Source organism: Micromonospora sp. NPDC005172 (assembly GCF_040608555.1).
Taxonomy (GTDB): Bacteria; Actinomycetota; Actinomycetes; order Mycobacteriales; family Micromonosporaceae; genus Micromonospora.
Window position 1 is genome coordinate 1 of sequence record NZ_JBEXIL010000095.1, and the last position, 8,955, is coordinate 8,955.

An 8,955-nucleotide genomic window follows, 5' to 3' on the forward strand; every position below is an offset into this window, starting at 1 on the left:
CTCGAGACCGCCGAGCGCGGCGGCGCGCGGCGGCGCGCGGCGGCGCGCGGCGGCGAGTGACGGCGGATGACGGCGCGCGGCGGCGAGTGGTCTGGAGAGCGACATACCTCAGAGGTATATCTATGACTCTGCGGTATATCGACTGTGAGCGACACCAGCCGGACGGCGTCCGGTGGAGGTCACCCCAGCCGACGGCGTCCGGTCGCGCTCGGCGGAGCGAGTCAGGGCAGGCGGGTCTGCAGGACGCCGTCCTGGACGCGGGTGGGCAGGATCTGCTGGTCGTTGCCGGAGGGCCCCTGCATGACCTCACCGCCGTTGAGCCGGAAGGCGCTGCCGTGCCAGGGACAGACCACGCAGGCGTGGCCGTCGATCTCCTGGACCTCGCCCTCGCCCAACGGGCCGCTCTGGTGCGGGCAGCGCTCCAGCATCACGGTGACCTCCTCACCGTGGCGGTAGAGGATCACCGAGATGTCGTCGTCCACCTCGCGGGTGATCAACGTGCGCTGCGGCAGGCTGGCCATGTCGACCAGCGAGTGCCACCCGTCGCTCATCCGGTGCAGCTCGGACACGCTCTGGTTGACCTGGGCGCCCTGCTTGTACGCCAGGTGTCCACCGATGTACGCGCCGAGGCTGACGGCGGAGAGGCCGAGGAACCCGAGCGCCTTACCGACACCGCTCCGCCCGGAGAGCCGCGCCGCCAGCGATCCGGCGTAGAGCCCGACACCGACGGTGTTCGCGGCGGCGTGCACGAGGCCGACGCGGCGCTGGTCCCGGGAGAGCGCCGCCCAGTCGTTCAACCCGGCGACCGCCGCCGGCAGCGCGCTGACCGTCCCCAGGCCGACCAGCACGGTGGCCGGCCGGCGCTGCCCCGGCATCAGGTCCAGCACGGCGGCGCTGATCCACGCCCCGACCGGCACCTGCACCATGGCCGGGTGCAGCGGGTGGCCCAGCGTCACGCCGTGCAGCAGGTCCCGCAGCCGGCGCGGTCGCAGCGTCCCCAGGACCACCTTCTGCAACCGGTCACCGGCGCGGTCCAGTCGGGAGTCCTGTTCAACCTTCGTCAATAGCTCTCGCACGAGTACCGACTTCCCGGCGATCGCCGTCACAAACCGACCACCGGCGACAAACCTGCCGCGTCCCCCTTTCGCGCCGATCTTGCACTTTCTGTTGACAGGAACCGGGGCAAAGGCCGCAGACCGGCAACCGGAACTGCAAGATCGACGAGGATTGTGGGGGGCGGGCCCGGCGGGCATGCTGGCGGGATGGGTGTACGGGTGGAGCGGGTCGGGGCCGTCAGCACTGTGATCGTGGATCGTCCCGGGGCTCGGAACGCTGTGGACGGGGCCACCGCTCGGGCGCTGGCGGACGCCTTTCGCGCCTTCGACGCGGACCCGGACGCGGCGGTGGCTGTGCTCTGGGGTGCCGGTGGCACGTTCTGCTCCGGTGCCGACCTCAAGGCGATCGGCACGCCGCGCGGCAACCGCGTCGAGCCGGAGGGGGACGGCCCGATGGGTCCGACCCGGATGGTGCTGAGCAAGCCGGTCATCGCGGCGATCTCCGGGTACGCGGTGGCCGGTGGCCTGGAGTTGGCCCTCTGGTGTGACCTGCGGGTCGCCGAATCCGACGCCACACTCGGGGTGTTCTGTCGTCGCTGGGGAGTACCGCTCATCGACGGCGGGACGGTCCGGCTGCCCCGGTTGATCGGGGAGAGCCGCGCGATGGACCTGATCCTCACCGGGCGGGCGGTACCGGCCGACGAGGCGTACGCCATGGGGTTGGTCAACCGGGTGGTGCCGCCGGGCCAGGCGCGGGCGGCGGCCGAGGAACTGGCGGCGGCGATCGCCCGGCACCCGCAGACCTGCCTGCGTAACGACCGGGCCTCCGTGCTGGTCGGCGCGGGGCGGCCAGCGGCGGAGGCGTTCGCGACCGAGTTCGCGTACGGCATGGATTCGCTGGCCACCGACGCGGCGGCCGGCGCGGCCCGGTTCGCCGCGGGCGAAGGCCGGCACGGCACGACGCCGCCGGGAGGGTGGGACCCCCCGACGGCGTCGGCTACCGGGTGAGTCAGTTGCGGTTGATGGTGAAGGTCGTGGTCGGGTTCTGGATGTCCACGGCGTTGTTGCTCAGCCGCAGGTTGGTGAAGGTGACCGACCCGACGGCAGGACCCTGCCCGGATTCCGGCATGGGGTTGGCCCAGATGCCGAAGCCGGACTTGGCGTCGTAGGCGTCACCGCTCTTGCGGGCGCCGCTGATGGAGATGTTGGTGAAGACCGTGTCGGTGATCGGGTTCTGCGGCTGCCCACCGACGTAGTTGGTCTGGAACATGATGCCGCTGTAGGTCGGGTCGACGATGTCGACGTCGCTGACGCGGATGCCCTGGAACACCTTCGAGGCGGAGAACACCCAGATCGCCGGGAAGGTCTGTCCGCCCCAGAAGTGTCCACCGGCCCGCACGATCGAGATGTTCTCGAAGCGGGTCGGCGGGCTCGCGCCGAAGCCGTTCATCGGGTAGCCGAAGTCGAGCGAGCTGATGGTGATACCGGAGTAGACGAGCGTGTCCGCGATGTAGATGTTGCGGAACGTGTTGCCGTAGCCGCCGTAGACGGCCACCCCGGCGGCCCGCCAGGTCAGGGTCGACGTCAGGTTCTCGTAGATGTTGTCCTTCATGTCGGCGCCGCCCGCGTCGATCGCCGAGAACAGCGCGAAGCTGTCGTCACCGGTGGCCCGGGCGTCGTTGTTGCTGACCAGGTTGTTGGTGCTGCCGTTGGTCATGTTGACGCCGTCGGCGAACAGGTTGCGGATCCGCGAGTTCCTGATCGTCATGTAGTCGGTGTTGGCGCCCCAGTAGAGGCAGACCTGGTGCTCGGCCCAGATGTTGTCGATCACGATGTTCGACACGTTGGAGAAGTCGAACACCTTGCCCGGGCCGTCGATCCGCGAGGTGTAGTTGCCGAAGTACGCGAAGTTCTTGAACGACGAGCCGGCCGCCGAGTTCTCGGCCCGGAAGCCGATGTCGGTGTTCTCCTGGCCGGACGGCGCGTTGAACCGGGTGTACCAGGGGCCGGCACCGGTCACCTGGACCGCCTTGCCGTACACCTGGAACTTCGACGAGGTGGAGTAGTTGCCGGCCGGCAGGTAGACACCGATCAGGTTGCCGGTGGTGTCCATCCGGACCCGGTCCAGGGCGTTCTGCACGTCCTGGTGGGTGAAACCGGTCGGAGTGGCGTAGCGCGCCGAGTCCGGGTTGGCGATCGGCGAGACCTGCTCGGTGTTGATGAAGTCGATCGCGTAGGTGGTCGTGTTGGCCGCGTCCTTCTGCAGGCGGATCTTGCTGCCGGCCGGCACGGTCGAGTTGAGCATGACGTTGGCTTCGTCGTAGATGTGCCGCGGTCCGCCCGCGCTCGGCGAGTTGCCCGGGCTGGTCTCGTTGCCGTACAGCCAGGCGTAGCGGGACGTCAGGTCGATGGCCTTGTGGAACGTGCCGTTGACGTAGACGTTCAGCGTCGAGTTGATGCCCCCGCCGCCGGCCGCGTCCGGGATGGAGAAGCGGGTGACGAGCGTGTTGGTGCTGGCCCGGGTGGTGAACTCGACGTAGGCACCGGTCGAGTTCAGGGTCACCGCACGCCGACCGGACGCCTCACCGGCCAGGTCGCCGACGGTCCGGTTCGGGCCCACGACTGCCGCGCCGCCGCCGACCGCGCCGTCCTCGGCCTCGTACATGTCGTACGGCATGTTGGCGCCACGCCCGACGAAGAGCGGACGGTCGGAGGTGTTGTTGGTCTGCTTGACCGGCAGTTCGTTGGCGTCGGCGGCGAGCACGACCCGGACCGTGTACTTGCCGTTCGCGGCCGTCCAGGTGCCCAGGTTGACCGGGCCGACCGTCGCCCCGGCATTGATGACACCGGAGTACGAGCCGGTCAGGGTACGGACGACCGTGCCGGACTCGTTGAGGACGGTGAGCGTGATGCCGTGGGACCCGGACGCGGACGCGACGCTGCCGGCGTTGCGGATCGACACGGAGAACGTGACGGTGTTGCCGGCCGACGGGTTCCCCGGCGACCAGGCGACCGAGGAGGCGACCAGGTCACTCGTGGCGACCGGGCTCACCACCAGCGGGCTGGGGTTGGAGTAGCTGTTGTTGGTGTCGTCCTGCTCGACGACGGTGTTGGACTCGTCGACCTTCGCGCTGAGCGGGTAGCTGCCCGCGTCGCGGGTGCCGATGCTGGCGCTGACAGTGGTCGACGCGCCGGCCGCGAGGGCACCGACCGACGCGGTGCCGACCCGGGTGGAGCCCAGGTAGAAGTTGACGTTGGTCGCGGCGGAGGCTGCCGAACCGGCGTTCCGCACGGTCGCCGAGAGCGTGATGGTGCTGGTCTCGACGGGCGCGGACGGGCTGAACGACATGCCGGTGACGGTGAGGTCCGGGTTCGGCGCGGGGGTGCCGAAGACCTGGAACTCGGCCACCTGGCCGGCCGGTGCGCCGGTGTTCGAGGCGATCGAGAGGCGTACGTCGGCCGCTGCCCCGCTGACCGGGATGGTCACCGTGTTGCCGCTGCCCGGGTTGAAGGTGTAGTTCGTCGCGCCGACCAGGGTGGTGAAGCTCGACGAACTCTGGTCCCGGCCGAGCACTGTGATGTTCTGGGTACGCGTGCCCCACGCCGAGTCCGGGTTCAGCTTCAACACGACCGAGCTGAGGCTGGCGTTGGCACCGAGCTGCACGGTCAGCGTGCTCGGGTTGCCGTTGCCCTCCCAGTAGGTGGCCACGTTGTTGTCGTTGGCGTTGGTCGCCACGAACGTGTGCACGTATCCGGAGGCGGTGATCGGCTTGCCGACCGCCAGGTTGCTCCCGGTGGGCGGGTTGCCGGTGCCGGTGCGGGTGACCGTGTTGCTGTTCGACGACTGGTTGCCGGCCGCGTCCTTGGCCCGCACGTAGTACGAGACCGTGGCGCTGTCCGCCTGGCTGTCGGTGTACGTCAGCGTCGAGCCGCCGACGCTGCCGCGCAGCGCGCCGTTGGCGTAGACGTCGTAGCCGGTGACCCCGACGTTGTCGCTCGACGCCGACCAGGTGAGGCGGATCTGCCCGCTGGCCGGCTGGGTGTAGGCCAGGTTGCCGGGAGCGCTGGGAGCCTGGGTGTCGGTGCTGCCGCTGGAGCCGTACACCTCGACCTCGGAGAGCTGCGCCGCCGGCCAGCCGGTGTTGCCGGTGACCTGCACCCGTACGTAGCGGGTGCTGGCGGCGGTGAAGCTGACGGTCATGGTGTTGCCGCTGCTCGGGTTGAAGGTGTAGTCGGCCGACGACTTCAGGGTGCTGAAGGACGAGCCGTTGGTGGAGCCCAGAACCGAGAGCGTCTGCGTACGCGTCTGCCAGTCCGACGACGGCGGCAGCTTGAGCACCACCCGGTCCACGCCGATCGTGGCACCCAGGTCGGCCTGGATCCACTGGGGGAACGCGTTGTTGGCGCTCTCCCAGTAGGTCGAGGCGTTGCCGTCGTTGGCGTTGCTCGCCACGTAGTTCTGGTTGTAGCTGCTGGCGGTCATGGTCGCGGAGAGTCCGGCGAGCAGGGCCGCGCGGGCGGAGCCCGCCGGGGCGGAGGCGGGCGTGGCTGCCGGTGCCGCGGTCGCGGGGGTGACGGCGGGAACGGCGGCGAGGAGCAGTCCGGCGAGCGCGCCGGCGAGCAGTCGCTGGCGACGTCCTCGACCGGTCGGGTGGGCGGAACCGGGCGAGCCGGTTCGCGGGGTGCCTCGGGTAGGGCCGTTTCTGGACATCGGTGGCTACACCTCTTTCGGGGGTGGTGTGGGGTGCGTTGCCCGGTGACGGGTGCAGGGGTACGCCCGTCGTGCCGCGACAGGTGGGGGACGGTGCGGTGGTCCCCGCCCTGGCCGGGGCGGGGACCACCGGCCTAGCTGGAGTAGACCTCGAACTCGCTGAGCTGACCGGCGGGCCAGCCGGTGTTGCCGGTGACGGTCAGGCGCAGGTATCGCTGGCTGGTGGCCGTGAAGGTCACGGTGACCGTGTTGCCGCTGGACGGGTTGAAGGTGTAGCCGGTCGACGACTTCAACGTGCCGTACGACGAGCCGTCGGTGGAGCCCAGCACCGCAAGCGTCTGCGTGCGGGTCTGCCAGGCCGACGACGGTGGCAGCTTCAGCACGACCCGGGACACCGTTCGGGCGGCGCCCAGGTCGACGGTCAACGACTGCGGGAACGCGTTGTTGGCGCTCTCCCAGTAGGTGTTGGCGTTGCCGTCCACCGCGTTGGACCCGGCGTACACGTCGGAGTGGCTGGTCTCGGTGATCGACCGTCCGGCCGCGAGGTTGCCGCTGGGGGCGGGCGTGGTCGGGGGCGGGGTGGTGGTCGGCGGCGCGGTGGTGGGCGGTGCCGTGGTCTGCGTACCGCCGTACACCTCGACCTCGCTGAGCTGGGCGGCCGGCCAGCCGGTGTTGCCGGTCACGGTGACCCGGATGTAGCGACGGTTACCGGAGGGCAGCCCGATCGACACGGTGTTACCCGAGCCGGGGGCGAAGACCCGACCGGCGGACGACGCCAGGGTGCCGTACGACGAGCCGTCGGTCGAGCCGAGCACCGACAGCGTCTCGGTGCGCTGCTCCCAACCGGCGGGCAGCTTGAGCACCACCCGGTCGACCGAGCGGACCGCGCCCAGATCGATCGTGACCGACTGCGGGAAGGCGTTGTTGGCGCTCTCCCAGTAGGTGGAGGCGTTGCCGTCCACCACGTTGCCGGCGGTGTAGCTCTGGTTGGTGCTGGTCGCGGTCGCCGACCGGTTCAACGCCAGGTTCCCGCCGGAGGGCGGAGGGGTCGTCGGAGGAGCGGTGGTCGGGGGCGCGGTGGTCGGAGGGGCGGTGGTGGGCGGCGCGGTGGTCGGGCCGGTGGTCGGCGGGGTGCTCGGTCCGCCACCCCACTGCGGCTCCGGCCACGGGCCGCAGTACGGGGTCGGGGTGTACCAGCCCGAGTTGCCCGAGCCCTGGGTGATCTGGAAGCCGCCACCCACGCAGTTGTGCATCGGGTTGCTCTGCGCGATGTTGGTGGCCCGCACGTTGGTGAACGACACCTGGCTGGGCGCCTGCACCTGGAGCGCGTACGTGCCGGCGCCGTCGATGCGTACGTTGGTGAGGTTGATCCCGCTGGTCTGGCCCTCGATCCAGTGCAGCGCCGCGTACGAGCTGTCCAGGATGTCGGTATCGGTGATGTTGATGGTGGCCTGCTGGAACGCCTCGTTGAGGGCGGAGAACCAGATCGCCCCGACGCCGAAGTTCCAGTTGTAGTCCGAGTTGCCGTTGCGGATCAGGGTGTTGCGGGCGATCGTCCAGGTGCCTCGGACCGCGGTGTCACCCTGCACGCCCGGATAGCGGTTGGCGACGTGGATGCCCCCGCCGTTGGTCAACGAGTCGGCAGTGACGTTATCGGTGATCTTGATGTCCCGGCCGCCGTAGCTGACCAGGTGGTTCGCCAGCAACGTCACGCCGATCGTGTTGTGCGTGAACGAGTTGTTGACGTTCGGCACGCTCTGCGCCCACATGGCGAGGGCGTCGTCACCGGTGTTGCGGACGAACGTGTTGGTCACCGTCGAGTTGGTGACGCCGGTGTGGAAGTTCACCCCGTCGGCGGTCTGGTCGAGGATGCGGCTGTTGCGGATGGTGAAGTTGTCCATCGGACCGTCCATCCACGCGCCGACCTTGGTGTTCTCCAACCAGAGGTTGTCGACCACCGAGTTGGTCATCGCCCCGCCGAGCGCGTTGACCTGGTCGTCGTCCATCCGCTCGCGGATGTCGCCGATGATGGCGAAGTCCCGCAGGGTGACGTTGCGGCTCGGCCCGTTCGCCTCGTGCGACCGGATCTCACCGGTGTAACCGCCGCCGGGGACGTACTTGCCGTAGATGCCCGCCGCCCGCTTCCGGTCGGTGGGGTGCCGGCCGCCGAGCACCGAGTACCAGGGGCCCGCGCCGCGCAGGGTCACCCCGTCGACCACCACGTGGTCCCAGAGGGTGAACGTGCCGGTCGGAATCCACACCGCCCGGCCCTGGGCCTTTCCGGCGTCGACCGCCGCCTGGAACTTCGCTGTCGAGTCGGTCGCACCGGTCGGGTCCGCGCCGAAGTCGGTGACCACGTCGATGACACCGGAGGGCTTGGCGATCGGCGCGACCAGCTCGAAGTCGGCCAGGTCGATCGTGAAGGTGGGCGACTGGGCCGTCGAGGACACCTGCAACCGGATCTTCGTGCCGGCCGGCTGGGTGCTGCCGAACAACGCCCGGGTCTCGTCGTAGAAGTGGTGCGGGTTCGTGTCACCCGGGTTGTTGTTGAACGGATATCCGCCGTAGTACCAGCCGTACTTCGACGTGACCGGGACCGACTTCAGCAGGTTGCCGTTGGCCCGCAGGTCGATGGCGGCGTCCCGGCCGGTGCCGGCCGAGTTGTCCGGCAGGCTGTACCGGAAGGTGACCGCGTTGGCCGGGGCGGTGAGGGTGAACTCGACGTACTCACCGACGGCGTCGAGGGTGACCGCTTCCCGGCCGGACGCCTCCGACGGAAGCGTGCCGTAGCGCCGGTCCGGGCCGATCTTCGTGCCGTTGTGGGCTGCCTTCTCCGCCTCCTGTTCGAGGAACGGGACGGTGGCGCCACGGCCGGAGATGTCGAACGGGGACAACCCGGCCGCCGAGGCCGGGGTGGCACCGCCGGTGACCGCGAGGGCGGTCAGCGAGGTGGCGGCGAGCAGGGTGGCGGCGATGGCGGCCAACCCTGTCCGGGCCGGGTGGCGAAGATGGTGCGGGGTGCCGGTGGTGTGGTTGGCCATGAGCGGCGCTCTCCCTTTCGTCAGGCAGGCCAGATCCCCCGTGTCGGTGCGGTGTGGCGGTCCCTCGTACTCCTTTCGTGAGCGCGGTGCGTGGGTGGTGTGGTGCCGGCGGTCGGGACGGGACCGCCGCCGCCGGGAAAGCCCCACA

Annotated in this window: 4 protein-coding genes; 1 reads left to right on the forward strand and 3 read right to left on the reverse strand. The window is 69.9% G+C overall.

The window, feature by feature from the left end; translation table 11 throughout:
- Positions 1 to 221 precede the first annotated feature (221 nt).
- Positions 222 to 1,076 (reverse strand): DUF2231 domain-containing protein, encoded by an 855-nt coding sequence (locus ABZV06_RS31555; RefSeq protein WP_355246478.1) that lies wholly within the window; start codon positions 1,074 to 1,076, stop codon positions 222 to 224.
- A 186-nt stretch (positions 1,077 to 1,262) separates the two neighbouring features.
- On the opposite strand from ABZV06_RS31555, the gene ABZV06_RS31560 reads away from it, so the two are divergent.
- Positions 1,263 to 2,063, forward strand: coding sequence for a crotonase/enoyl-CoA hydratase family protein (locus tag ABZV06_RS31560; protein WP_355246481.1), 801 nt, complete (start codon positions 1,263 to 1,265; stop codon positions 2,061 to 2,063).
- Between the two features lies 1 nt (position 2,064).
- Here the strand turns inward: ABZV06_RS31560 and ABZV06_RS31565 are convergent, their stop codons facing one another.
- Positions 2,065 to 5,766, reverse strand: a complete 3,702-nt coding sequence (locus ABZV06_RS31565; RefSeq protein ID WP_355625907.1) for a discoidin domain-containing protein — start codon at positions 5,764 to 5,766, stop codon at positions 2,065 to 2,067.
- A 134-nt stretch (positions 5,767 to 5,900) separates the two neighbouring features.
- Positions 5,901 to 8,807, reverse strand: coding sequence for a discoidin domain-containing protein (locus ABZV06_RS31570; protein ID WP_355246486.1), 2,907 nt, complete (start codon positions 8,805 to 8,807; stop codon positions 5,901 to 5,903).
- Between the last annotated feature and the right edge of the window lie 148 nt (positions 8,808 to 8,955).

What these genes read in the sequence shown, in the direction of transcription:
- ABZV06_RS31560 (WP_355246481.1), top strand. Translation starts at nt 1,263, where the DNA reads ATGGGTGTACGGGTGGAGCGGGTCGGGGCCGTCAGCACTGTGATCGTG.
- ABZV06_RS31565 (WP_355625907.1), bottom strand. Translation starts at nt 5,766, where the DNA reads ATGTCCAGAAACGGCCCTACCCGAGGCACCCCGCGAACCGGCTCGCCC.
- ABZV06_RS31570 (WP_355246486.1), bottom strand. Translation starts at nt 8,807, where the DNA reads ATGGCCAACCACACCACCGGCACCCCGCACCATCTTCGCCACCCGGCC.